Raw genomic sequence first — 23,918 nt, 5'->3', positions numbered from 1 at the left:
ACGTATCGAGTGCTCACATAAGCCACTTTCGCACATTGGCCCTATGAAAACCAGTCCACTCTGGCCAGAGTGAGCCTGGTTACGTAGCCGGTTTTCCACGTTGGAGCGGATAATGGCCTTGATGGCGCGCCGTCTGGTGCAGCTTTATATCGGATTGGCCCTCTACGGGCTCGGGATCGCCCTGCAAGTGTCGTCGGGCCTCGGCAACGACCCCTGGGACGTCCTCCACCAGGGTCTGTCCCGGCGGCTCGGCCTGTCGATCGGCGCCTGGATCATCATCGCCGGCGCGCTGGTGATGCTCGCGTGGATCCCGCTTCGGCAGCGGCCCGGCATCGGGACGATCAGCAACGTCGTCCTGATCGGCGTCTTCGCCGACCTGTTCCTCTGGGTGCTGCCCACACCGGACGCGCTCGGCGCGCGCTGGGCGTATCTGGTCACCGCCGTCCTGGTGGGCGGTTTCGCGACCGGCTGCTACATCGGCGCCGGGCTCGGGCCGGGCCCGCGCGACGGCCTGATGACCGGGATCGCGGCGCGGGGCCATTCCCTCCGCGTGGTCCGGACGGCGATCGAGCTGACCGTGCTGGCCGCCGGCTGGCTGCTCGGCGGCACCGTCGGCGTCGGAACCCTGCTGTACGCCGTCGCGATCGGCCCGCTGACCCATGTCCTGCTGCCCGCGCTGACGATCAAGCCCCGCGTCCCCGGGACGTCCCCGGAACCGGACCCCGAGCCCGAACCCGCCCGCGCCTGATCGCTCAGTGCTCGGCGGCCAGGGTGGCGAGGACGGAGGAGAACTCCTCCGGCAGCACCAGGGAGTCGCCCTCGTAGCGGGTCTCCAGATAGACCAGCTCCCCGGCGCGCCACCAGTACAGGTGCGGGCTGAGGGAGCCGGGCCCGTCCTCGTAGGCGCGGTGGGCCTGGGCCTGCAGCTCGTTGGCCGCCGCGACGGCCGCGCGGTAGCGGGCCCTCGGGCAGCCCTCGTTGATGCGGAGGGGGTGCGCCACGATCAGGCTGCGGTTGGGGGCGATGACCAGCGCGCCGTACGGGCCGATCGGCAGGTACTCCTCCAGCCACGCCAGGTGGGTCACGGCGTAGAACGTCCAGCCGTGCAGGACCGAGACGCGGACGCCGCCGAGGTCCTGCTCGTCCACCTGGAGCGGTCCGTCGGCACGGACGTTGGAGCGGCCGAGCATGAACAGCGCGTCGCCGGAGACCGGCCAGCCGTTCATCTCCTCGGTGCTGACCGTCCGGACGGAGGTGGGCGTGTCGACGACCACGACCTCGATCAGGCCGGGCGCGAACGGGCGCGCGGCCAGCACGCCGTTGTCGGCCTCGGCGGGGTAGATGCGGGTGCGCAGCAGATGCTGGGCGAGGTCGAAGTCGCTCAGGTCGAGCGGCTCCTCCATCGCGGTGACGATCGTGGTGACGTGGTCGGAGACCAGCGCCGGCCAGTCGTCGCGGGGTACCAGCCGGGCGAGCTGCCGCAGGTCGCGCATGCTCACCGGCAGCCGCCGGGCGCCCTCCAGCAGCATGATCTCGCCGGGCGCGCGGTGGCAGGAGTAGCCGAGGCTCTCGGCCACCAGCACCAGCAGCGAGTCGAGGGTCCCGTCGTCCGACGGTTCGGGACGGGCATGCCGGCCTCTCATCGCGCACCTCCCGGCGCTCGGAGGGTGAGCGCGGCCGCGTCCGGAGGGCCCAGTGCGGTCGTGTCGAGCACGGCGGGGGCGCCGAGTTCCATTGTGCGCTGGTGCGGGCCGTGCCCGGCGGGGACGCCCGCCAGGACCGGGACGCCGAGCGGCCCGAGCCGCGCGGCGAACACCGAGTCGAGTTCGGCGGGGTCGCCGCAGTCTCGCCATGAGCCGAGCGCGATCCCGGCCGCGCCGTCGAACCAGCCGGCCTGGAGCAGCTGGACGAGCATGCGGTCGATCCGGTAGGGCGCCTCGGTCACGTCCTCCAGGAAGACGATGCGGCCCGCGGCGGGCGGCGGCGCGTAGGGGGTTCCGAGAAGGGCCGTGAGGAGCGACAGGGTGCCGCCGGTGAGCGGACCCTCCGCGCGGCCCGGCCGCAGCGCGTGCGTGCCGGGCAGGGCCGCCGGGCCGCCGAACAGCGCGGCGCGGAGACCGTCCAGCGTGCCGTCCGCCCCGCCGTCCGGCGCGGCGGCGCCGAGGTCGGCGATCAGGCCGGCGGGCATCGGGCCGAACGACGTGGTGACGTTCAGGCGCGTTCCAAAAGCGGTGTGCAGGGCCGTGACGTCGCTGGAGCCGTGCAGGATCTTCGGGCCGCCGCCGGACGCCGCGGACGCCTCCGTCGCGGCGTGCAGGGCGTCCCAGTCGAGATGGTCGAGGACGCGGGTGGCGCCGTAGCCGCCCCGCGCGCAGATCACCGCGCGGACGCGGGGGTCGCACCAGGCGGCCTGGAGGTCGGCGGCCCGGTCGGCGTCGCCTCCGGCGAGCCGGTGCCAGTCGTCGCGGACGGGGCCCGGAGGGCCGAGGTTGACACGGTCGAGGGCGTGTTTTCCGACCACCGCGTCAAGGCCCATGTCACGGAGCACGGCGCAGCCGGCCTCCAGGCGGGCGGGCTCGGCGGGGCCGCTGGGGGCGACCACCGCGACCCTGTCGCCGGGTCGCAATCGCCGGTACCTGCGGGTTTGTCGCGTTCGCGGCAGCCCGCCGGGCATGCCGACGGCGGGCGCGTCGGCCGGCCCCTCGACCGCCTCCGCGCGGGCGCCCCCGCTTTTCAACCCGATCCCTCCTCGCACCGCGACGGATAGAGCTTGTCAGGATCCGGACGCCAGTGGAAGAGGCGCACGGTCACGACCCGCCAACAGATCATCGCCCGGTACCGAGCGCGATGCCGGCGAGACGCGGCAGGGCCTCGCCGATCGGCCGGCGCAGCACCGCGTCGGCCAGCCCATCGTACGGCGTCTCCTCCGCGTTGATGATCGCCAGGCGGGCGCCGTGGTCGACGGCCTCCAGGCACAGCCCGGCGGCGGGCTGGACGGTCAGGGACGTGCCCACGGCCAGGAACAGGTCGCAGGAGCGCGCTGCGGTGACCGCCGCGTCGAGGACGTCCCGGTCCAGGGCCTGGCCGAAGGAGATCGTCGCGGACTTCTGGATGCCGCCGCAGTCCGCGCACGGCGGGTCGTCCTCGCCGGCGTCGACCCGCTCGAGGATCTCGGGCATCGGGGTGCGCAGGTCGCAGGACAGGCAGACGGCGTCCCGGACGGTGCCGTGGATCTCGATGACCGTCCCGGCGCCCGATCCGGCGCGCTGGTGCAGGCCGTCGATGTTCTGGGTGATCAGGGCGCGGAGCCGTCCGGCGCGCTCCAGCTCGACGAGGGCGGCGTGCGCGGCGTTGGGCGCGGCGTCCCACACCGGGTTCTCGCGCCGGGACCGCCAGGCGCGGCGCCGCACCTCCGGGTCGCCGAGGTAGGCGCCGATCGTGGACATCGCCTCCGCCGCCGGGTCCCTCGTCCAGATGCCCTGCGGACCGCGGAAGTCCGGGATGCCGCTGTCGGTGGATATCCCGGCGCCGGTGAGGACCGTGATCGCCTCGGCCTTCGGCAAAAGCTCGGCGAGCGTCAGGGGAGCGTCCATCTTCCCCATGGTAGGTCCCGGACGGCCCTGCCCGCCCCTGCCGGAACGGTCCTGTCCGTCTTGGGCGGAACGGCCGGGCCGGCCCTGTTTAACAGATGGATATCGGTCGGTCCTTACGGAGGGTCACGGACGGAGCAGACCTCAAAAGGTGACAAACTTGGCCTCGTATGAGGTCGACGCCGCACATCCTGGTGATCAACGGCACCAAGGTCCGCCGCCCGGTGTTCATCCTGGGCGCGCCGCACTCGGGTGCGGGCTTGCTGGCGCGTGCGGTCAAGCGCTCCCCCGGCTTCCATCTGACCACGGGCCGTCCCGGTGTGCTGCGCGTCACCTACGCCTTCGCCCGGCAGCCGTCGATCGCGACGGAACGCGGGAAGGGGGCGGCGCGGGTCTTGCGCGACGCCTACGCCGAGGCGTGGCTGGTCTCCGCCCGCGCCTGCGCGCAATGCCCGGACGAGTGCCGGGAGCTGGGCGGGCTGCCGCCGCGGCCGCCCGCCGTCCCAGGACGTCCCGGCCAGGGCGGCGACCCTGCGGAGCCGTGCGTCGAGCCGCGCGGGCTGGCCAGGTTCGCCGACGCCTCCCCCGACCTGATCTACAGCAGCGACGTGCTGCTGGACGCCTTCCCCGACGCCCAGCTCGTGCAGGTCATCCGGGACGGCCGCGACGTCGTCGCCGACATGCTGGACGACGAACGCTGCCTGGCCTGGTTCAAGCCGGGCCTGGCCAACCTGGACACGGTGTTCCCCAACGCGTTCCTCGGCGTCGAGGACCACACCGAGCGCAACCGGTGGCCGCGCGCCGCCACCGCCGTCAAGTGCGCGCTGCGCTGGCGGGGTGCGGTGCGGCTGAGTGCGAGACTCCGCCTGCAGGTCCCGGAGGAGCAGCTGTTCACCGTCCGTTATGAGGAACTCGTGGCCAGGCCGCGCCGCGTCGGCGCGGACCTGTCGGAGTACCTGGACGCGCCGCTGTCCAAGTCGGCCCTGTCAGGCCTTTCGGGCCTGGTCCGCGTCGGGGCGCCGGACACCGACCACGGCGTCGGGTCGTGGCGGGACCGCCTGACGCCGCGGCAGGCGGCCCAGGTCGAGAAGATCGCCGGGACCGAGCTGCGGCGGCTCGGCTACCAGCTCGGCTCCGACGCCGGACCCGGCCGGGCGGCCGGTCCGTCCGCCGGGCGCTAGTCCGCGCCGAGCGGCTCGGTCCGCCGCTCCTCGTCGTGCTGGTGCGCGAACTGCGTGCGGTACAGCTCGGCGTACAGGCCGCCCTCCAGCAGCAGTTCCTCGTGCCGCCCGCGCTCGGCGACCCGGCCGTCGTCGATCACCAGGATCAGGTCGGCCTCCCGGATCGTCGACAGCCGGTGCGCGATCACCAGGGACGTCCGCCCGGCCAGCGCCGTGCGCAGCGCCCGCTGCACGGCCGCCTCGGACTCGGAGTCCAGGTGCGCGGTCGCCTCGTCCAGCACCACCACCGACGGCGCCTTGAGCAGCAGCCGGGCGATCGCGAGGCGCTGCTTCTCCCCGCCCGACAGGCGGTAGCCGCGGTCGCCGACGACGGTGTCCAGGCCCTCGGGCATGTCGGCGACGAGGTCGCCGATCTGCGCGGCCGCCAGCGCCGCGCGGATCTCCTCGTCGGAGGCGTCCGGGCGGGCGTAGCGCAGGTTCTCGCGGATCGAGTCGTGGAACAGGTGGGCGTCCTGGCTGACCACGCCGATCTCGGCGCGCAGCGATTCGAGGGTGACGTCGCGGACGTCGGCGCCGCCGATCCTCACCGCGCCGTCGGAGACGTCGTACAGCCGCGACACCAGGTGCGTGATCGTCGACTTGCCCGCGCCGGACGGCCCGACGAGCGCGACGAGCCGGCCGGGCGCGGCGGTGAAGTCGATGTCGTGCAGGACTTCGCGTCCGAGGGCGGTGTCGGTACGGGCGATCGACTCCAGCGAGGCCAGCGACACCTCCTCCGCCGACGGGTAGGCGAACCGGACGTGGTCGAACTCGACCGACGGGGCGCCCCGGCCCCCGGAGCCCTTCGGGTCCTTGGCGTCCGTGAGGCCCTTGGGTTCCTTGGTCAGGCGCGCGCCGTTCCCGGCGGGCTCGCGCGCCTCGCCGAGGGTGCGGGCGTCGTCGCGGTCGCGGATCAGGGGCTTGAGGTCGAGCACCTCGAACACGCGGTCGAAGCTGACCAGCGCGGTCATGACGTCCACGTGGACGTTGGACAGGGCCGTGAGCGGCCCGTACATCCGCGTCAGCAGGGTCGCGAGGGCGACGAGCGTGCCGAGCTGGAGGGCGCCGTCCGCGACGAGGAAGCCGCCGACGCCGTAGACCATGGCGGTGGCCAGGGCCGCGACCAGCGTCAGGGCGGTGAAGAAGACCCGGCCGTACATGGCCGCGATGACGCCGACGTCGCGGACCCGCGCGGCGCGCCCGGAGAAGTTCTCCTCCTCCTCGGCGGGCCGCCCGTACAGCTTGGCCAGCATCGCGCCCGCGACGTTGAACCGCTCGGTCATCAGCGAGCCCATCTCGGCGTCCAGCACCATCTGCTCGCGGCTGACGCGCTGCAGGCGCTTGCCGACCCACTTGGCCGGCAGGATGAAGATCGGGAGCAGCAGCAGCGCGATCAGCGTGACCTGCCACGACAGGATCAGCATGGTGATCACCACCAGCACCAGGCTGATCACGTTGGAGACCACCGACGACAGCGTGGTGGTGAGGGCGCGCTGCGCGCCGATGACGTCGTTGTTGAGGCGGCTGACGAGCGAGCCGGTCTGCGCCCGCATGAAGAACGCGACGGGCTGCCGCTGGACGTGCGCGAAGACCTGGCTGCGCAGGTCGTAGATGAGGCCCTCGCCGACGCGCGCCGAGTACCAGCGCTGCACGAGGCCGAGCACGGCCTCCACCAGCGCGAGCCCGGCGACGGCGACGGCGAGCCAGATGACCAGGCTCTGCCGCCCCGGCACGATGCCGCGGTCGATGATCGCCTTCAGCAGCAGCGGGTTGGCGACGATGATCAGCGCGGACAGCGAGTTCAGGGCGAGGAACAGCCCCAGCTCGCGGACGTAGGGGCGGGCGTACCCCGCGATCCGCCCGACCGTGCCGGGCTTGAGCTTCTGCCGGGTGACGGTGCTGTCCTTGCGGAACGAGGCCATCACCTGCCAGCCGTTGCCCGGCATTCCCGGCATTCCCACAAACGCCTCCGAGGTCCTGCCGCGCGGTCGCGGGAACGGCGGCCGCGCATGAACGTAATCAAGTAAGCATCTCAGTATCCGGCCGGGACAACGCGCGCCGGACAAGCCCCCTTCCCGCGTCCGCTCCCGGCGTAACCAGGGGGCGCGCGGACGGCGGGTCGAGCCGCCGGCGGGTCGGGCGTAGCCCGTCGTTCGAATGGCGGCGGGGGGCGGCCGGAGGACGGTGGAAATCGCTTGTGGACTTCGCTTCACCCACGGAGTAAAAGTGATCAACCCCTTACGTCAGGCTCACACCCCCCGGGAGCCCCAATGACACAACGCCTCCCGCGAGGCGGCGCCAGTGTGATCACCCTCACCGCCGCGCTGCTGGCCCTCACCGCGCTCCCCGCCGGGGCCGCGGGCCCCACCGGGTCCTCGCCCCCGTCGGCCGCCCCGACGCCCACCGTGAAGGGCGGCGAGACACAGCCGGTCTTCCCCCGTGCCGAGGCCGTCACCCAGACCGTCGACATCGAGACCACCGCCGACAGCGACCGGGACGGTGTCCGGGACCGCGTGCAGATGCGGATCATGCGCCCGAAGGAGACCGACACCGCCGGCCTCAAGGTCCCCACGATCCTGGAGCCGAGCCCGTACTGGGCCGGCGGCAACGAGGTGAGCAACCACCCCGTCGACATCGGCGACGCACGGGCCGGAGCCTTCGCCGCACCGCGGCGCGACCTCTCCGCGCTCTTCCCCGGGTACTACGACAACTACTTCCTGCCGCGCGGATACGCCGTCGCCGACCTCGACAGCATCGGGACGGGCGGTTCCACCGGCTGCCCCACGTCCGGCGACCGCAGCGAGCAGGCCGGCGCCAAGGCGGCGGTCGACTGGCTGAACGGCCGCGCCCGGGGCTGGGCACCGGACGGGACGCCCGTCACGGCGGACTGGTCGACCGGCCACGTCGGCATGATCGGGCAGTCGTACAACGGGACGCTGCCCAACATGGCCGCCGCGACCGGCGTGACGGGGCTGAAGGCCATCGTCCCGATCGCGGCCATCTCCAGCTGGTACGACTACTACCGCGCGAACGGCGGTGTGCTCGCCCCCGGCGGATTCCAGGGCGAGGACCTGGACGTCCTGGCCAAGTACGTGCTGACCCGCGAGAACCCGGAGGTCTGCGCGGAGATCATCGATGAGATCGAGGCGACGCAGGACCGCGAGACCGGCGACTACAGCGAGGTCTGGGCCGCCCGCGACTACGTCGGCCAGGCGAAGAACGTGCGGGCCGCGGTCATGGTCGTGCACGGCCTGAACGACTGGAACGTGAAGACGAAGAACTCCGTCCAGTGGTGGAACGCCCTGAAGAAGACCGGTGTCCCCCTCAAGCTGTGGCTCCACCAGGGCAGCCACGCGACGCCGTTCCGCTGGCGGATCGAGGAGTGGCTGCGGCAGACGCACCGCTGGTTCGACCGCTACCTGTACGGCATCCGCAACGGCATCGAGCACGAGCCCCGCGTCGACGTCCAGCACGAGGACGGGACGTGGGAGACGGCGCGGGACTGGCCGGTCCCGGGCACCCGCACCGTGCCGCTCGCCCTGAACGCCGGCCCGTCCGGGCAGCCCGGAAGGCTGGCGCTGTGGCCCCGCCGCGGCGCCACGCAGTCGTTCGTCGACGAGGGCAGGACCCGCACCGCCGAGCAGCTGCTCGTGAACGAGGACCGGGCCGATCCTGGGCGCCTGGCGTTCCTGACACCGCCGCTCCACGCGCCCGTCCGGGTGAACGGCACACCCGGGATCACGCTCCGCGCGTCCCTCGACGGGCGCTCGCCGTACCTGACGGCCCTGCTGGTCGACTACGGGACCGGAACCCGCCCCACGGGCCGCCGCACCGACACCGGCGAGCGGGTCTGCTACGGCCAGGGCGTGCCGGGCGACGACGGCTGCACGACGCGTCAGGCCCTGGCGACGGAGACGGCCCCCTACAAGATCATCTCGCGGGGCTGGCTCGACGTGCGGAACCGGTACGGCCCGGACCGCACCGTGCCGATCAGGCCCGGCAGGACCTACACGTTCAGGTGGGACTTCCAGCCGACCGACTACACGGTGAAGCCCGGGCACCGGCTCGGCCTGATCGTGCTGTCCACCGACTACGACTACACGCTGCGTTACCCGGCCGGGACCAAGGTCACCGTGGAGCCGGGCGTCAGCCGGGTCCTGCTGCCGCTCGCGAGAGGCGCCCGCAGGGCGCTGAGGTAGCCGGGACGCGGTCGCGGCGGGCCGCTCTCATGGACGCCCATCGGGCGGCCCGCCGCCACCCGGCGGTCAGCGCGCGAACAGCTCGCGCAGCCGGCCGATCTGCTCACGGCGTTCGGCGGCGCACTGCTCGCCGAGGGTGTTCTCGGCGGCCCGCCACAGCAGCCGCTTGGTGGCGACGGCCGCGCCCGGGTTCACCGCGAGCAGCGCGGTGACCAGGTCGCGGACGGCGTCGTCCAGGCCGTCGCGCGGGACGACCACCTCGGCGAGCCCGATCCGGGACGCCTCGTCGGCGAGAACGGTGCGGGTGGTGAGGCACAGCTCCAGGGCCCGCCCGATGCCCACGAGCTCGACGAGCGGCTTGGTGCCGGTCAGGTCGGGGACGAGCCCGAGCGCGGGCTCCTTCATGCAGAACTCGGCGTCGTCGGCCACCACGCGGATGTCGCACGCCAGCGCGAGCTGGAACCCGCCGCCGATGGCGTGGCCGTGCACCGCCGCGACGGTGACGATCTCGGGCCGCCGCAGCCAGGTGTAGCCCTCCTGCAGCTCCGCGATGAAACGGTCGGTGGCCTCGGCGTCCGAGCCGTCGGCGAATCCCTCGCCCTCGCCGGAGAACATGCCGAGGTCGATGCCCGCCGAGAAGCTCGGGCCCTCGCCCCGCAGCACGACCACGCGGACGTCCCCGGGCAGGGCGCGCCCGATCGCGGCGAGGCCGCGCCAGGTCGCGAACGTCATCGCGTTGCGCCGCTCGGGCCGGTTCAGCGTGACGGTCGCGACGGCGCCGTCCACGTCGAACCGCAGCCCGCCCTCATCGAGCACCGCGTCATCGAGCACCGCCTGATCGAGGTCGGCGAGGGTGGCCTCCACCGCCGGGTCCGTGACCGTTTCCGGCCGTCCGTCCGTATTCGCGTCCGCCATTGGCCTCCCTCTCGATGAGCACCACGGGCCCGCCCCGCCGTCCACGGGGCGGGACCCGGCGCCTGTCCGCCGCCGCGACCGAACCTTACTCGGCCGGTCGCGGCGCCGGTTCAGGCGGTGCGCTCATCCGGGGGCCGGTGTCCGTTCAGGACTTCTTGCCCCGGGTCGCGCCGCCGCGACCGCGCAGGTTGACTCCGGACTCGGTCAGAATCCGGTGGATGAAACCGTACGAGCGGCCGGTGGCGGCTGCCAGGGCGCGGATGCTCTCGCCGGAGTCGTACCTCTTCTTCAGGTCCGCCGCCAGCTTGTCGCGCTCGGCACCGGTCACGCGGGTGCCCTTCTTAAGGGTCTCGGCCACGAGTACCTCCCGTAGTGATGTGGTGACCGCTGCGTTATCCCCCGCCATGATCAGTCATTCCCGCCGGTTCGGCTACCCACTCGGCCAGAAAAGATCTGCGGAAGTCACCCCGCAGGTCACGCGAGCGCCACCAGATCGGCAAACTCGTCACTCCAGATGTCTTCCACCCCATCCGGCAGCAAAATCACTCTTTCCGGCGCGAGCGCGTCGACGGCCCCCTCATCGTGGGTCACCAGGACGATCGCCCCGGCGAACGTCCGCAGCGCCCCGAGGATCTCTTCGCGGCTGGCGGGGTCGAGGTTGTTGGTGGGCTCGTCCAACAGCAGGACGTTCGCGCTGGACACCACCAGCATCGCCAGCGCCAGCCGGGTCTTCTCGCCGCCGGACAGGACGCCCGCGGGCTTGTCGACGTCGTCGCCGGTGAACAGGAACGAGCCGAGGATCTTGCGGACCTCGACGGGCGCCATGCCGGGCGCGGCCGACTGCATGTTCTCCAGGACGGACCGTTCGACGTCCAGGGTCTCGTGCTCCTGGGCGTAGTAGCCGACCCGCAGGCCGTGACCGGCCAGCACCGACCCGGTGTCGGGCTCGTCGACGCCCGCCAGCAGCCGCAGCAGCGTCGTCTTGCCCGCGCCGTTCAGGCCCAGGATGACGACGCGGCTGCCCCGGTCGACGGCCAGGTCCACGTCGGTGAAAATCTCCAAAGATCCGTACGATTTCGACAAACCCTCCGCGGTGAGGGGGGTCTTGCCGCACGGCGCCGGTTCCGGGAAGCGGATCTTGGCGACCTTGTCGGCCCGCCGCTCGCCCTCGGCGCCCGCCAGCAGGCTCCTGGCGCGCCGGTCCATCTGCTGGGCCGCCTTGGCCTTGGTGGCCTTGGCGCGCATCTTGTCGGCCTGCGACAGCAGCGCGGACGCCTGCCGCTGCGCGTTCGCCGTCTCGCGCTTGCGGCGCCGCTCGTCGGTCTCGCGCTGCTCCAGGTACTTCTTCCAGCCGACGTTGTAGATGTCGACCACGCTGCGGTTGGCGTCCAGGTGGAACACCCGGTTGACCACCGCGCCCAGCAGCTCCACATCGTGGCTGATCACGACGAGGCCGCCCTGGTGGGACTTCAGGAAGTCGCGGAGCCAGACGATGGAGTCGGCGTCCAGGTGGTTGGTCGGCTCGTCCAGCAGCAGGGTGTCGGCGCCGGAGAACAGGATGCGCGACAGCTCCACCCGGCGCCGCTGACCGCCCGACAGCGTCCCGAGGGGCTGGGTCATCACCCGGTCCGGCAGCCCGAGGCTGGAGGCGATCGAGGCGGCCTCGGCCTCGGCGGAGTAGCCGCCGAGCACGTGCAGCCGCTCCTCCAGGCGGCCGTACCGGCGGACGGCCTTGTCGCGGTCGGCGCCCGTCGCGGCCGCCATCGCGTCCTCGGCGGCGCGCAGCTTGCGGATGACCTCGTCCAGCCCGCGGGCGGACAGGATGCGGTCGCGGGCCAGCTCCGTGAGGTCGACGCCACGGGGGTCCTGCGGCAGGTAGCCGATGGTGCCGGAGGACGTCACGGCTCCCTGCGCGGGCTGCGCCTCCCCGGCCAGCACCTTGGTGAGGGTGGTCTTGCCGGCGCCGTTGCGGCCGACGAAACCCACCCGGTCGCCGGGGTTGACCCGGAACGTGGCGGTCTCGATCAGCAGCCGGGGCCCGGCGCGCAGCTCGATGTCTTTCGCGATGATCACAGTGACAGGGCTCCCCTGACGGACGGCTCGGTGGACAGGCACGAAGAAGCGCGCCTCTCGGTCACCGTGAGACCGGGGCGCGCTGGGCGCACTGTCAGTTCGGGAGCGGAACCATGCCACCAGTGTACGGGACGGCGCGCGGGGCCCGCCCCGCCGCCCGGTCCGTGCCGACCGGCGCGGAACCGATGTGTGAACGCTCCGCCCCAGGCCAGGATGGGGGTGACGGGCGTGCGGCGAATCGACACGAAGGAGTGTGAGCGGGATGACCCAGGTCACGAGCAACGCGCCGGAAGGGACGCCCACCTGGCTCGACATCGGCGTCCCCGACATCGACCGCGCCAGGACGTTCTACGGGACGCTCCTCGGCTGGGAGTTCCAGGACGCCGGCCCCGAGGCGGGGCACTACAACCAGTGCAGCCTGCGCGGGGAGCCCGTTGCCGGGATGATGGAGAACCCGGCGGACCAGCCCGACGTGTACTGGTGGGGCGTCTACTTCGCCGCCGACGACTGCGACGGCGTCGTCGAACGCGCCACCGGCGCCGGCGCGGACGTCGTCGCGCCGGCCATGGACGTGATGGGCCTCGGCCGCATGGCGATCCTCACGCACCCTCACGGCGGGCAGTTCGGCCTGTGGGAGGGCCACGCCCATCCCGGCTCGCGGATCGTCAACGAACCCGGATCGTTCGTCTGGAACGAGCTGTTCACCCCCGACTCGGGACCCGCCTGCGAGTTCTTCCGGGCGGTGTTCGGGTACGAGCTTGAGCCGATCCCGGAGGGCGACATGGACTACACCGTCCTGCGGCGCCCCGACGGCCGCTACGTCGGCGGCGTCCAGGGCGGGTCCGGGATCGTCCTCGGCGGCGGCGACGCTCCGGTCCCGTCCTGGACGACGTACTTCGCGGTCGACGACGCCGACGCGGCGGTCCGGGCGGTGCGGGACGGCGGCGGCACGGTCGACGCCGAGCCCGTCGACAGCCCCTACGGGCGGTTCGCCGCCGTCCGCGACCCGTTCGGCGTGCCGTTCATGGTGATGAAGCCGGCACCCGACGCCGGCACGTGACCCGGCACCCGGTCGCACCCCCGGCCGGGCGCCCCGGTCAGCCCTGGCGCTCTGCCGCGAGCCGCTGGGTGATCGTCTGCTGGAGCCGCTGGAGCCCGGACGTGCCGACCAGCCCGATCTGCCCTTCGAGGTCGCGCAGCAGGACGTCCTCGCGCATCACGACCTCGGACGACTGCATCAGCACGGTGCCCTCGCCGGTGAAGTCGAACTGGTGCTCCTCGCCGGACGAGCCGCCGATGCCGAGGACCATCCGGGCGGCGCCGAACGCACCGCGCATGTAGGAGTGGTCGTAGTGGTGGCATGGGGACGGGCAGTCGGCCCAGCCGAGCAGGGCCTGCGGGTCGATCCTGATCGGCGGCTCGACGAAGTGGACCGGGCCGTTGGAGGCGGCGACGAACCGCCCCGTGCCGATCAGCGTCAGGAACCCCGGGATGATCGACTGCTTGAGCTCCAGGCCCGGCTCGAACGCCAGGAGGTTCCCGGCCCGGACCGTCAGGTTCCCGTTGTCGAGGTCGAAGGAGTTGACGTCGAACCCGCGGTCGGCGAGGACGAGCTTGCCCTGCCCCTGCGCGACGATCCAGTCCTGCGCGTACAGCGGGGAGTTGAAGGTGTGCGCGACGAGGGAGTCCAGCGGCCCCGCCGACAGCGCCTCGAACTTGATCTGCCCGTAGTAGGCGATCATCTTGCCCTTCTGCGCGAACCACTGCCCGTTGAGGTCGACGCTGAAGGCGTAGGGGTTGACGTTGTCGTTGGACGGGAGCGTCCCGGCGTTCCAGGTCTGCGTGCCGAACATGCTCACGGGTCAGATCTTCCTCTCGCTGGCCTGGACGTAGACGACGCCGGTGCCGCTCAGCTGGAGCTGGAAGCCCTCGCCGGAGCCCCGCCCCATCATCTCGCGCAGGCCCACGGCCGTGGTGAGCTTGTTCTCCACCTGGCCGCGGTGCGCGACGTACGCCTGCGGGTCGACGTGGACGGGCCGCTGCGGGCTGATCGGCATCTCCATCACGCCGCCGTGCGACAGCAGCGCGCACGAGCCGTGGCCCATGAGCGTCGTGGTGAACAGGCCCTGCCCGGTGACCGCGCCGCGGACCATGCCGCGCACGCCGCCCTGCTCGCCCATGAACATGGTGCCGACCTGCAGGGCCGCGTCGTGCACGAGCAGCCGGTCGGCCTCGGCGTAGAGCGTGTCGGCGCCGTGCAGGTCGATGACGGTGATCTCCAGCCCGGCGTGGCCGAACAGGACGCTGCCCTGCCCGGTCACGTGCATCATCGCGGTGCGCTCGCCCGCGACGGCGCGTCCGATGGTGCCGCCGATGCCCTGCCCGGCGGTGGTGGACGGCGCGAACGACACCGGCCCGGTGTAGCCGAGCATCGCGCCGCGCTTGCTGTAGACCTCCTGGCCCGGCCCGATCGGCACCTGGAGCATCTTCGAGTTGATCGACTGGTAGCCCGGCATCAGATCTCCAGAATTCCGCCGCGTTCGGCCGGCTGGACGTACACCAGCCCGTGCCCCGAGTACCGGAACTGCACGCTCTCCCCCGATCCCTGGCCGATCACCGTGCGCCAGTTGACGTCGGTGACCACGTCCTGCTGGAGCTGGCCGTGATGGCAGACGTAGGCGTGGGGGTCGACGCACAGCGGCGACTGCGGCGACACCTCCAGCGCGATCGCCGGCCCCTCCGACAGGACGGCGACCGTCCCGTGCCCCTCCACCTTGGTCGTGGCGAGGCCCTGGCCGGTGCCCATGCCCCGCAGCCCGACGAACTGGACGCCGGTCTGCAGGTTCCCGTCGAGGGCCAGGAGGCTCTCCGACTCCACGAACAGCGTGTCGCCGGTGAGCTGGACGAGCGTGACCTCCGTCGCCTCGCTCGCCAGGTAGACCGTCCCCTGCCCGGTGATCTCCATGAGGGTCATGCCCTCACCGGCGATCCTGCGTTTGAGGGCGCCGCGGAGCCCCTCGCCACCCGTCATGCCCTGCCGCTTGAACGCCATCTGGCCCTCGTAGGCGACCATGGACCCGTTCAGCGCCCTGATGGTCTCGCCGCCGAGGTCGACGGCGAGCATCTTCGAGCCGTTCATCCGAAATTGCGCCACGGAGCGAGAAGATACAGGCCCCGGCGCGTTGACGGCTCGCCTTGACCCCGGATCGGGAAGGATGGGGACCATGTGGATCGCTCCCGAACGCCGCAGCCTCGGCCGGTGGGCCGTACCCGGGCTCGTCCTGAGCGCCGGTGTGGTGGTGGGGGCCGTGCTGGCCGCCGACGGGCGGTCCGGGACGGCCCTGACCGCGCTCGCCGCGCTGGCCGGCTACGCGGCGTACCTGGCGTACCGGCGCAACGAACCGGCGCTGCCGGTCAGCGAGGGCTTCGGGTCCGGCACCCGGGCCCGCGCGCACCTGCGGGCCGCCGCGATGACCGGCGACGTGCTGACCGTCGCGGTGGTCGGCGCGCTGATCGTCCAGTCGCTGCGCGGCGCCGACATCACCGCCTACGTGTGGCTCGCGGCGGTCGCCGGGGTGACCTACTTCCTGTCGGCCCTCGCCGGCGGCCGCGGCCTCTGAGCCGCGCGAACTGTGGGTTAACTTCTTCTGACAAGTCCGGTTTCACGGTCAGGTGGGCGGCATGACGCGGCTGTGTCAGCCGTCGAAGTCCCAGACGCCCTCCTCCCGGCCCGGGCGGTGTTCCGGCCCGTCGTCGACCTCGGCACCGGCACCGTCGTCGCCGTCGAGGCGCACGCCGCGCCGCCCGGCTCGTCCGGCCCGATGCGGTTCGATCCGGCCTCGGAGGACGTGCGCCGCGCCGTGGAGGCGGCCCGCGCCGCCGCCGGCCTCGGCACCCCGCTGCCGCTGCAGATCGGCCTGCGCGCCGAGACCCTCTCCGGCGGCGACGACCTCCTCGCCGAACTGCACCGCGGCCTCGGCGAGACGGGCCGCCGCCCCCAGGAGATCATCATCTGCGTGGCGGGCGGCTTCCCGCCCGCGATGCGCCCGCCCGTCACCGCCGCGCTGGCCGGGCTGCGCCGGGCCGGCTACCTCGTCGGGCTGGCCGGGCTCGGCGCCGCCCACGCGCCGCTGGACCTGCTCGCGGACGGCACGTCCTACCTGCTGAAACTCGACCCGGAGCTGGCCCGCAGATCGGTGGCCGAGCCGCGCCGGGCGGCGCTGGTGCAGAGCCTGGTCGAGTTGGCGCACCGCCTGGAGACGCACGTCCTGGCGCCGCAGATGGCGACCCGGGAGCAGGTGCTGCACATGCGCGACACCGGTGTGCGGCTCGTCCAGGGTCCCGCGCTGGCGCCGCCCGGGTGGCTGCCGGGGGCGCCGGTCACCATCCCGGTCGCGGCCCGTGAGGAGCCCGCCCGGGCGGACGCGGGGCTCGGGCCGCGGGTCTCGGAGTTCACGCTCCCGGCGGTGACCATGCCGCATACCGCGACCGCCGGCGAGGTGCTCGACGCGCTGAACGCGGAGACCGGCATCACCAGCATCGTCCTGGTCGACGAACGGCAGCGGCCCCGGTGCGCGGTGGACCGGACGCGTTTCCTGCTGGGGCTGTCCGGCGCCTACGGGCACGCCCTGCACGCCCGCAGGCCCGCCGCGCGGCTGGCCGACCCGCCCCGGCCGGTTCCGCGCACCGTCCCGGCGGTCGCGGCGCTGCGGGCGGCCGGGCGGGAGGACGAGCGCGTCTACGACGACCTGGTCGTCGTCGACGAGGTGGGCCGCTGCCTGGGCATCGTCCGCGTCGCCGACCTGATCCGGGCCCTGGCGCGCTGAGATCGCCCGTGCGGCGTCAGCCGGCCCCGGATGATCCGTCATGCGGAACGGGCCCGGAAAACCCGGACGCGGCCGTCTCCTGCGCGAGAATGGCTACCGACACCGACGCGGCCAGCGTCGTCCCGAGCAGCCACTCCGACGTCCGCCGCCGCCCGTACAGGCTCGCCGCGTACAGCGCGTCCCCGTAGATCATCGCGGTGGCGATGCTCGGGCCGAGCACCACGTCGAAAACGTTGAACAGGGTCGCCACGGCCAGCCCGGGGAGCGGCGCCGTCCGCCTCAGCAGCATCGCCGAGCACAGCCCGAGCAGCGGGAGAATGCGAAGAGGCCGCGCCCCGGACGGGGTGCGGCCTCTTCGCGGTGCGGATCAGATGTTGAAGCCGAGGGCGCGCAGCTGGTCGCGGCCGTCGTCGGTGATCTTGTCGGGACCCCACGGCGGAAGCCAGACCCAGTTGATCTTGACGTCCTTGACCAGGCCCTCCAGCGCGCTGTGCGTCTGGTCCTCGATCACGTCGGTGAGCGGGCACGCGGCGCTGGTGAGCGTCATGTCCAGGGTGGCGACCTCGTCGGCGAGGTTGACGCCGTACACCAGGCCGAGATCGACGACATTGATGCCGAGCTCGGGGTCGACGACGTCCTTGAGGGCCTCAAGGATCTCTTCCTCGGGGACGGTGCCGGTGGCGGGCGTATCGGTCATGGTGCCTCTCCGAGTGCGCGGGCGGTCGCGTCCTTCCACGCCATCCAGGCGAGCAGGGCGCATTTGATCCTGGCGGGGTACTTGGAGACCCCGGCGAAGGCGATGGCGTCCTCGAGGACGTCCTCGTCGAGCTGGACGTCCTGGCCGCGCGACTGCATCAGCGCGAGGAACTCCTCGCCGACCGCCATCGCCTCCTTGACGGACTTTCCGATGATCAGGTCGGCCATCACCGAGGCGCTGGCCTGGCTGATCGAGCAGCCCATGGCATCGTAGGAGACGTCGGCGACCGTGGCGTCCTGCCCAGCGCCGTCCAGGTGGACGCGCAGCGTCACCTCGTCACCGCAGGTCGGGTTGACGTGGTGGGCCTCCCCCTCGAACGGCTCCCGCAGCCCTTTGTGATGGGGGTTGCGGTAATGGTCCAGGATGACCTCCTGGTACATCGCCTCCAGCTGCATGTCGTCCCTTTCCAAGCCTTTCTCGCTACAACCGGGCCCGGGCCCAGCGTGTTCCGCTAGGTGGTGCCGAAGAACTTCTGGGCCTGCCTCACCCCGTCGGCGAGGGAGTCCACGTCGGCGAGGGTGTTGTAGACGTAGAACGTCGCGCGGGTGGTCGCCGGGATGCCGAAGCGCCGGCAGATCGGCCACGCGCAGTGGTGGCCGACGCGGACCTCGACGCCGAGGTCGTCGAGGACCTGCCCGACGTCGTGCGGGTGGATGTCCTCGACGGTGAACGACACGGCGCCGCCGCGGGCCTCGGTGGTGCCGGGGCCGATGATCCGGACGCCGGGGATCTCCGTGAGCCGCTCGAGCGAGTAGGCGACCAGGGCCTCCTCGTGGGCGTGCACCCGGTCCATGCCGATCTCGGCGAGGTACTCGCAGGCCGCGCCGAGCCCGACCGCCTGCGCGGTCATCGGCACCCCCGCCTCGAACCGCTGCGGCGGCGGCATGAACGTGGTGTCCTCCATGTGGACGACCTCGATCATGGACCCGCCGGTGATGAACGGCGGCATGGCCTCCAGCAGCTCGGTCCGGCCCCACAGCACGCCGATGCCGGTCGGGCCGAGCATCTTGTGCCCGGAGAACGCCAGAAAATCGGCGCCGAGCCGGGACACGTCCACCGGCTGGTGCGGCACGGACTGCGCGGCGTCCAGCAGGACGAGCGCGCCGACGGCGTGGGCACGCTCCACGATCCGCTCGATCGGCGGGACGGTGCCGAGCACGTTCGACTGGTGCGTCAGCGCGACGATCTTCGTGCGCTCGCCGACGAGGTCGTCCAGGTTCTCCAGATCGAGACGGCCCTCGTCGGTGATGCCGAACCAGCGCAGCGTCGCGCCCGTCCGCCGGCAGAGCTGCTGCCAGGGGACGAGGTTGGCGTGGTGCTCCATCTCCGACACCACGACCTCGTCGCCGGGGCCGACCACGAACCGCTCCGCCTCCGGGCCCGCCGTGGCGGCGTTGCTCATCGCGTACGCGACCAGGTTGATGCCCTCGGTGGCGTTCTTGGTGAACACGATCTCACCGGGCGTCGCGCCGATGAACCGGGCGATCGACGCGCGGGCGTTCTCGTAGGCCTCCGTCGCCTCCTCCGCCAGCAGGTGCGCCCCGCGGTGCGGCGCCGCGTTGTGCCGCACGTAGAACTCCCGCTCCGCGTCCAGCACCTGGACGGGCTTCTGCGACGTCGCGCCCGAGTCGAGGTACACCAGAGGGCGCCCGCCGCGCACCGTGCGGTGCAGGAGCGGGAAGTCCTTCTTCAGCTCCTCCGGCAGCAGGTTCGCGCTCTCCTGCGGGGGGCCGACCCCCCACACCCCCTGGTTCGCTTCGCGAAGGCTCATAGGGAAGCGCCCGCCCCTCGCACCGGCTCCGCGTACTTCTCGTAGCCCTCGTCCTCGAGCTCGTCGGCCAGCTCGGGCCCGCCCTGGGCGACGATGCGGCCGCCGGAGAAGACGTGCACGAAGTCGGGCTTCACGTACCGCAGGACACGCGTGTAGTGCGTGATGAGCAGGACGCCGGTGTCGCCGGCCGCGAACCGGTTCACGCCCTCCGCGACGACCTTGAGGGCGTCGACGTCGAGGCCGGAGTCGGTCTCGTCCAGGACGGCGACCTTCGGCTTCAGCATCTCCAGCTGCAGGATCTCGTGCCGCTTCTTCTCACCGCCGGAGAAGCCCTCGTTGAGGCTGCGCTGCGCGAACGCCGGGTCGATGGACAGCCCCTCCATCGCCTGCTTCATCTCCTTGGAGAACTCGCGGAGCTTCGGGGCCTCGCCGCGGACGGCGGTGACGGCCGAGCGCAGGAAGTTCGACACCGACACGCCCGGCACCTCGACCGGGTACTGCATCGCGAGGAACAGCCCGGCGCGGGCCCGCTCGTCGACCGACATGGCGAGGACGTCCTCGCCGTCGAGGGTCACGGTCCCGGACGTCACCTCGTACTTGGGGTGCCCGGCGACCGCGTACGCCAGGGTGGACTTGCCGGAGCCGTTGGGCCCCATGAGCGCGTGGGTCTCGCCGGCCTTCACGGTCAGGTCGACCCCGCGCAGGATCTCCTTCGCCCCGTCGGAGCCGTCGCCGACGGAGACGTGGAGGTCGCGGATCTCTAGCGTGGCCATAATGCTCGTGGTTCCTTCGTCGTGGGCCTAGTCGTCGGCGGCGAGCGAGACGTAGACGTCGCCGTCCTCGACCTTGACCTTGTATGTGGCGACCGGCTGGGTGGCCGGCGGGTTCGTGGGCTTGCCGCTGCGCAGGTCGAAGCAGGACCCGTGCAGCCAGCACTCGATGGTGCCGTCGTAGATCTCGCCCTCGGAGAGGGAGACCTCGGCGTGCGAGCAGATGTCGTTGACGGCGTACACGTCGTCGCCGCTGCGCGCGATGGCGACGGGCGTGTCGTCGACCTCCACGGCGATGGCCCCGTCGACGGGGACCTCGGCCAGCGGGCACACCTTCACGTACGCCATCACTCACCCGCCCCCTGGTCCAGTTCCTCCTCGATCGCCTCGGTGACCTTCTCGCGCACCTCGGCGACCTCGATGCGCTGGATCAGCTGCCCGAGGAAGCCCCGCACCACCATGCGGCGCGCCTCGTCGAAGGTGATGCCGCGCGCCTGCAGGTAGAACAGGTGCTCGTCGTCCAGCCGCCCGGACGCCGAGGCGTGGCCCGCGCCGGCGACCTCGCCGGTGAGGATCTCCAGGTTCGGGACCGAGTCGACCCGCGTCCCGTCGGTCAGCACGAGGTTGCGGTTCAGCTCGTAGGTGTCGGTGCCCTCCGCCTCCGCGCGGATGATCACGTCCCCGATCCAGACGGCGTGCGCGTCCTGGTCCTGCAGCGCGCCGCGGTAGTCGACGCGGCTGCGGCAGTGCGGGACGGTGTGGTCGACGAGCAGGCGGTGCTCCAGGTGCTGGCCGCCGTCGGCGAAGTACACCCCGTACAGCTCGGCGTCGCCGCCGGGCCCGCCGTAGGCGACCGACGGGGAGATCCGGACGACGTCGCCGCCGAGCGAGATGTTGTGCGACAGGAACCGGGCGTCGCGGCCGAGCCGGGCGTGCTGGTGCGAGACGTGGACGCTGTCGTCCGCCCAGTCCTGCAGGCTGATCACCGAGAGGCGGGCCCCGTCGCCGACGACGAACTCGACGTTGTCGGCGTAGGTCGCCGATCCGCGGTGCGCCAGCACGACGGTGGCCTCGGCGAACGGCTCCACGACGACCGTGGTGTGCCCGTAGGCGGCGGAGGAGGCGTCCTCGCCGCGCAGCCGCAGCACGGTCGGCGCGGAGGCGACGGCCTCCTTCGGGACGGTCACGACGGTGGCCTGGGTGAAGGAGTTCCACGCCTGCGCGCTGACCCGGTCGGCCGGCACGTAGGACCTGCCGAGGCGGGCGTCGTCGCGGCCGACGGTCTCGACCGTCACCTCCGGCGCCGCCTCCACCTCGACCAGCACCTTGCCGTCGGCCTCGGCGGTGCCGTTGTGCAGGCCGCGGAGGCGGCGCAGCGGGGTGAACCGCCACTCCTCCTCCCGGCCCGTGGGCACCTCGAAGTCGCCGAGGTCGTACGACGCCTTGTCGTGCAGCGTCGAGAGAGGCTTGGTGTCGAGCCCCATCAACCCACGGCTCCTTCCATCTGCAGCTCGATGAGCCGGTTCAGCTCGAGGGCGTACTCCATCGGCAGCTCGCGCGCGATCGGCTCGACGAACCCGCGCACGATCATCGCCATCGCCTCGTCCTCGGTGAGGCCGCGGCTCATCAGGTAGAACAGCTGCTGCTCCGACACCTTCGAGACGGTCGCCTCGTGGCCCATCTCCACGTCGTCCTCGCGGACGTCGACGTAGGGGTAGGTGTCGGACCGGCTGATCTGGTCGACCAGCAGCGCGTCGCACTTGACGGTGGACTTGCTGCGCTCGGCGCCCTCCTGGACCTGCACCAGCCCCCGGTAGGACGTGCGGCCTCCGCCGCGCGCCACCGACTTGGAGATGATGCTGCTGGAGGTGTTCGGCGCGGCGTGCACCATCTTGGCGCCGGCGTCCTGGTGCTGGTCCGCGCCGGCGAACGCGATCGACAGCGTCTCGCCCTTGGCGTGCTCGCCGAGCAGGTAGACCGCCGGGTACTTCATGGTGACCTTGGAGCCGATGTTGCCGTCGACCCACTCCATGGTGGCGCCCTCGTAGGCGACGGCGCGCTTGGTCACCAGGTTGTAGACGTTGTTGGACCAGTTCTGGATGGTCGTGTAGCGGACGCGGGCGTCCTTCTTCACGACGATCTCCACGACGGCGGAGTGCAGCGAGTCCGACTTGTAGATCGGCGCGGTACAGCCCTCGACGTAGTGGACGTAGGAGCCCTCGTCCGCGATGATCAGCGTCCGCTCGAACTGCCCCATGTTCTCGGTGTTGATCCGGAAGTACGCCTGGAGCGGGATCTCCACGTGCACGCCCGGCGGCACGTAGATGAACGAGCCGCCCGACCACACGGCGGTGTTGAGCGCGGCGAACTTGTTGTCGCCGACCGGGATCACCGAGCCGAAGTACTCCTGGAAGATCTCCGGGTGCTCGCGCAGGCCGGTGTCGGTGTCGACGAAGATGACGCCCTTCTCCTCAAGGTCCTCACGGATCTTGTGGTAGACGACCTCCGACTCGTACTGCGCGGCGACGCCGGCGATGAGGCGCTGCTTCTCCGCCTCGGGGATGCCGAGCTTGTCGTAGGTGTTCTTGATGTCCTCCGGCAGCTCCTCCCAGGACGTGGCCTGCTGCTCGGTGGAGCGCACGAAGTACTTGATGTTCTCGAAGTCGATGCCCGACAGGTCGGAGCCCCAGGAGGGCATCGGCTTCTTGCTGAAAAGCCGCAGCCCCTTCAGCCGCAGGCCGAGCATCCAGTCCGGCTCATCCTTCTTGCCCGAGATGTCGCGGACAACGTCCTCGTTCAGCCCGCGCCGCGCCGAGGCCCCGGCCTCGTCGGAGTCGGCCCAGCCGAACTTGTACCTGTCGAGCCCTTCAAGCTCAGGATGGGCTGCAGTAGTCATAGGGAGGTCCCTCCGGACTCCTCGTCACTGATCTGTGTTCGTTCGGGGGACGCCGCCCCCGGCTCGCCGTCCCCCGCGTCCCCGCCAGGGGTGACGCTCGCGGCGGGATCGCCCTTCTCGCCCGCCCCGCTCAGGGAGCGGGAGCTGACGTGGGTGGTGCAGATCCCGTCGCCGTGCGCGATCGTGGCCAGCCGCTGGACGGGCGTGCCCAGCAGCCGGCTGAACGCCTCGGTCTCGGCCTCGCACAGCTGCGGGAACTCCGCGGCGACGTGCGCGACCGGGCAGTGGTGCTGGCACAGCTGCTCGCCGCCGCCCGGCTGCGGGGCCTTGGCCGCGGCGGCCGCGTACCCGTCGCCCGACAGCGCCTCGGCGAGCGTGCGGACCCGCTGCTGGGGCGGGGCGGCCTGCACGACGGGCCGGTAGCGCCGCTCCAGGTCGGCGATCTGCCGACGGGCGAACTCGGCGACCGCGTGGTCGCCGGCCGTCTCGGCGAGGAACCGCAGGGCGCCGGTCGCCAGGTCGTCGTAGGCGTGCACGAAGGCGCTGCGCCCGGCGTCGGTGATGGCGAACCACTTGGCGGGACGTCCCCGGCCGCGCCGGGTCTGCGTCGCCCGCGCCTTGCGGACCTCGATCATGCCCTCGGCCAGCAGGGCGTCCAGGTGCCGGCGGATCGCGGCCGGTGTGAGGCCGACGCGCTCCCCCAGCGTGGACGCCGTGACCGGGCCGTGCTCAAGGATCAGCCGGGCCACCCGCGCGCGTGTGTCACGCTCGGTGTGACCGGCCCCGGACGGCATGCCGAGAGGCCGCGCGGCGGCGGCCTGGGCATGCGTCTGGTCCTCGCTCACGTATTTCACAACATCAGTGTGCCGTAATTCCTTCCCTCGAAACACCGGATCGCCGA

General features: G+C 72.1%; 25 protein-coding genes. 6 read left to right on the top strand and 19 right to left on the bottom strand.

Going from position 1 to position 23,918, the window contains the following annotated elements; translation table 11 throughout:
• Window positions 1-112: 112 nt before the first annotated feature.
• Window positions 113-748, top strand: coding sequence for a membrane protein YczE (gene yczE, locus ACTWPP_RS35300; RefSeq protein ID WP_443108748.1), 636 nt, complete (start codon window positions 113-115; stop codon window positions 746-748).
• A 4-nt stretch (window positions 749-752) separates the two neighbouring features.
• Here yczE and ACTWPP_RS35295 read toward each other — a convergent pair whose 3' ends face one another.
• From ACTWPP_RS35295 to ACTWPP_RS35285, 3 genes are all read right to left on the bottom strand, one after another.
• A complete protein-coding gene (locus tag ACTWPP_RS35295) occupies window positions 753-1,643 on the bottom strand; it encodes a hypothetical protein (protein ID WP_443108747.1) in 891 nt (296 codons plus the stop codon).
• Window positions 1,640-2,737, bottom strand: a complete 1,098-nt coding sequence (locus ACTWPP_RS35290) for a S66 peptidase family protein (protein ID WP_443108746.1) — start codon at window positions 2,735-2,737, stop codon at window positions 1,640-1,642. Before ACTWPP_RS35290 ends, ACTWPP_RS35295 begins: the two co-directional genes overlap by 4 nt.
• Before the next feature lie 88 nt (window positions 2,738-2,825).
• Complete coding sequence (locus ACTWPP_RS35285; RefSeq protein ID WP_443108745.1) at window positions 2,826-3,593, bottom strand: SIR2 family NAD-dependent protein deacylase; 768 nt, start codon at window positions 3,591-3,593, stop codon at window positions 2,826-2,828.
• A 167-nt stretch (window positions 3,594-3,760) separates the two neighbouring features.
• Between ACTWPP_RS35285 and ACTWPP_RS35280 the strand changes: the two genes are divergently transcribed.
• Window positions 3,761-4,771: a sulfotransferase family protein gene (locus tag ACTWPP_RS35280; protein WP_443108744.1), complete on the top strand. Its 1,011-nt coding sequence runs from the start codon at window positions 3,761-3,763 to the stop codon at window positions 4,769-4,771.
• Here the strand turns inward: ACTWPP_RS35280 and ACTWPP_RS35275 are convergent.
• Window positions 4,768-6,765: an ABC transporter ATP-binding protein gene (locus ACTWPP_RS35275; RefSeq protein ID WP_443108830.1), complete on the bottom strand. Its 1,998-nt coding sequence runs from the start codon at window positions 6,763-6,765 to the stop codon at window positions 4,768-4,770. The two genes, ACTWPP_RS35280 and ACTWPP_RS35275, sit on opposite strands and share 4 nt — an antisense overlap.
• A gap of 315 nt (window positions 6,766-7,080) precedes the next feature.
• On the opposite strand from ACTWPP_RS35275, the gene ACTWPP_RS35270 reads away from it, so the two are divergent.
• Window positions 7,081-9,009, top strand: a complete 1,929-nt coding sequence (locus ACTWPP_RS35270; protein WP_443108743.1) for a Xaa-Pro dipeptidyl-peptidase — start codon at window positions 7,081-7,083, stop codon at window positions 9,007-9,009.
• A 66-nt stretch (window positions 9,010-9,075) separates the two neighbouring features.
• Here the strand turns inward: ACTWPP_RS35270 and ACTWPP_RS35265 are convergent, their stop codons facing one another.
• The 3 genes from ACTWPP_RS35265 to ACTWPP_RS35255 all read right to left on the bottom strand — a co-directional run bounded on the left by ACTWPP_RS35265 (window position 9,076) and on the right by ACTWPP_RS35255 (window position 11,997).
• The gene (locus ACTWPP_RS35265) at window positions 9,076-9,924 is read right to left on the bottom strand and encodes an enoyl-CoA hydratase/isomerase family protein (protein WP_443108742.1); all 849 of its coding nucleotides are present in this window, start codon (window positions 9,922-9,924) and stop codon (window positions 9,076-9,078) included.
• A 145-nt stretch (window positions 9,925-10,069) separates the two neighbouring features.
• Window positions 10,070-10,282 (bottom strand): helix-turn-helix domain-containing protein, encoded by a 213-nt coding sequence (locus ACTWPP_RS35260; RefSeq protein WP_021596738.1) that lies wholly within the window; start codon window positions 10,280-10,282, stop codon window positions 10,070-10,072.
• A gap of 116 nt (window positions 10,283-10,398) precedes the next feature.
• Window positions 10,399-11,997, bottom strand: coding sequence for an ABC-F family ATP-binding cassette domain-containing protein (locus ACTWPP_RS35255; protein WP_443108741.1), 1,599 nt, complete (start codon window positions 11,995-11,997; stop codon window positions 10,399-10,401).
• Window positions 11,998-12,259: 262 nt separating this feature from the next.
• Here ACTWPP_RS35255 and ACTWPP_RS35250 point away from each other — a divergent pair, with 262 nt between their 5' ends.
• Window positions 12,260-13,057 (top strand): VOC family protein, encoded by a 798-nt coding sequence (locus ACTWPP_RS35250; protein ID WP_443108740.1) that lies wholly within the window; start codon window positions 12,260-12,262, stop codon window positions 13,055-13,057.
• A gap of 37 nt (window positions 13,058-13,094) precedes the next feature.
• Here ACTWPP_RS35250 and ACTWPP_RS35245 read toward each other — a convergent pair whose 3' ends face one another.
• Genes ACTWPP_RS35245 through ACTWPP_RS35235 form a run of 3 tightly spaced genes read right to left on the bottom strand, consistent with a single transcriptional unit; the run spans window position 13,095 to window position 15,151 of the window.
• Complete coding sequence (locus ACTWPP_RS35245; RefSeq protein ID WP_443108829.1) at window positions 13,095-13,850, bottom strand: AIM24 family protein; 756 nt, start codon at window positions 13,848-13,850, stop codon at window positions 13,095-13,097.
• A 9-nt stretch (window positions 13,851-13,859) separates the two neighbouring features.
• Window positions 13,860-14,513 carry an AIM24 family protein gene (locus ACTWPP_RS35240; RefSeq protein WP_443108739.1) on the bottom strand — a complete coding sequence of 218 codons (654 nt, stop codon included), beginning with the start codon at window positions 14,511-14,513 and terminating at the stop codon, window positions 13,860-13,862.
• A complete protein-coding gene (locus ACTWPP_RS35235) occupies window positions 14,513-15,151 on the bottom strand; it encodes an AIM24 family protein (RefSeq protein ID WP_443108738.1) in 639 nt (212 codons plus the stop codon). The genes ACTWPP_RS35240 and ACTWPP_RS35235 overlap by 1 nt, the downstream gene beginning before the upstream one ends.
• A gap of 70 nt (window positions 15,152-15,221) precedes the next feature.
• On the opposite strand from ACTWPP_RS35235, the gene ACTWPP_RS35230 reads away from it, so the two are divergent.
• Window positions 15,222-15,617: an ABC transporter permease gene (locus tag ACTWPP_RS35230; protein ID WP_443108737.1), complete on the top strand. Its 396-nt coding sequence runs from the start codon at window positions 15,222-15,224 to the stop codon at window positions 15,615-15,617.
• Window positions 15,618-15,689: 72 nt separating this feature from the next.
• Window positions 15,690-16,823 (top strand): EAL domain-containing protein, encoded by a 1,134-nt coding sequence (locus ACTWPP_RS35225; RefSeq protein WP_443108736.1) that lies wholly within the window; start codon window positions 15,690-15,692, stop codon window positions 16,821-16,823.
• A 16-nt stretch (window positions 16,824-16,839) separates the two neighbouring features.
• On the opposite strand, the gene ACTWPP_RS35220 is transcribed toward ACTWPP_RS35225, so the two are convergent.
• The 9 genes from ACTWPP_RS35220 to ACTWPP_RS35180 all read right to left on the bottom strand — a co-directional run bounded on the left by ACTWPP_RS35220 (window position 16,840) and on the right by ACTWPP_RS35180 (window position 23,811).
• On the bottom strand, window positions 16,840-17,112 hold the full coding sequence (locus ACTWPP_RS35220; RefSeq protein WP_443108735.1) for a hypothetical protein: 273 nt from the start codon (window positions 17,110-17,112) through the stop codon (window positions 16,840-16,842).
• A 78-nt stretch (window positions 17,113-17,190) separates the two neighbouring features.
• The gene (locus ACTWPP_RS35215; RefSeq protein WP_443108734.1) at window positions 17,191-17,520 is read right to left on the bottom strand and encodes a metal-sulfur cluster assembly factor; all 330 of its coding nucleotides are present in this window, start codon (window positions 17,518-17,520) and stop codon (window positions 17,191-17,193) included.
• A complete protein-coding gene (sufU, locus tag ACTWPP_RS35210; RefSeq protein ID WP_443108828.1) occupies window positions 17,517-17,975 on the bottom strand; it encodes a Fe-S cluster assembly sulfur transfer protein SufU in 459 nt (152 codons plus the stop codon). Before sufU ends, ACTWPP_RS35215 begins: the two co-directional genes overlap by 4 nt.
• A 56-nt stretch (window positions 17,976-18,031) precedes the next feature.
• Window positions 18,032-19,351, bottom strand: a complete 1,320-nt coding sequence (locus ACTWPP_RS35205) for a cysteine desulfurase (protein ID WP_443108733.1) — start codon at window positions 19,349-19,351, stop codon at window positions 18,032-18,034.
• Entirely contained in the window at window positions 19,348-20,124 is a 777-nt protein-coding gene (gene sufC, locus ACTWPP_RS35200; protein ID WP_443108732.1) for a Fe-S cluster assembly ATPase SufC, read from the bottom strand. Before sufC ends, ACTWPP_RS35205 begins: the two co-directional genes overlap by 4 nt.
• A 27-nt stretch (window positions 20,125-20,151) precedes the next feature.
• Window positions 20,152-20,469, bottom strand: coding sequence for a non-heme iron oxygenase ferredoxin subunit (locus ACTWPP_RS35195; RefSeq protein ID WP_443108731.1), 318 nt, complete (start codon window positions 20,467-20,469; stop codon window positions 20,152-20,154).
• Window positions 20,469-21,605, bottom strand: coding sequence for a Fe-S cluster assembly protein SufD (gene sufD, locus ACTWPP_RS35190; RefSeq protein ID WP_443108730.1), 1,137 nt, complete (start codon window positions 21,603-21,605; stop codon window positions 20,469-20,471). The genes ACTWPP_RS35195 and sufD overlap by 1 nt, the downstream gene beginning before the upstream one ends.
• Window positions 21,605-23,017, bottom strand: a complete 1,413-nt coding sequence (sufB, locus tag ACTWPP_RS35185; protein ID WP_443108729.1) for a Fe-S cluster assembly protein SufB — start codon at window positions 23,015-23,017, stop codon at window positions 21,605-21,607. The genes sufD and sufB overlap by 1 nt, the downstream gene beginning before the upstream one ends.
• The gene (locus ACTWPP_RS35180) at window positions 23,014-23,811 is read right to left on the bottom strand and encodes a helix-turn-helix transcriptional regulator (RefSeq protein ID WP_443108827.1); all 798 of its coding nucleotides are present in this window, start codon (window positions 23,809-23,811) and stop codon (window positions 23,014-23,016) included. The genes sufB and ACTWPP_RS35180 overlap by 4 nt, the downstream gene beginning before the upstream one ends.
• Between the last annotated feature and the right edge of the window lie 107 nt (window positions 23,812-23,918).

It is taken from the genome of Actinomadura sp. 3N407 (genome assembly GCF_052245875.1).
Lineage (GTDB): Bacteria > Actinomycetota > Actinomycetes > Streptosporangiales > Streptosporangiaceae > Spirillospora.
This window is presented reverse-complemented; position numbering and strand designations above follow the sequence as displayed.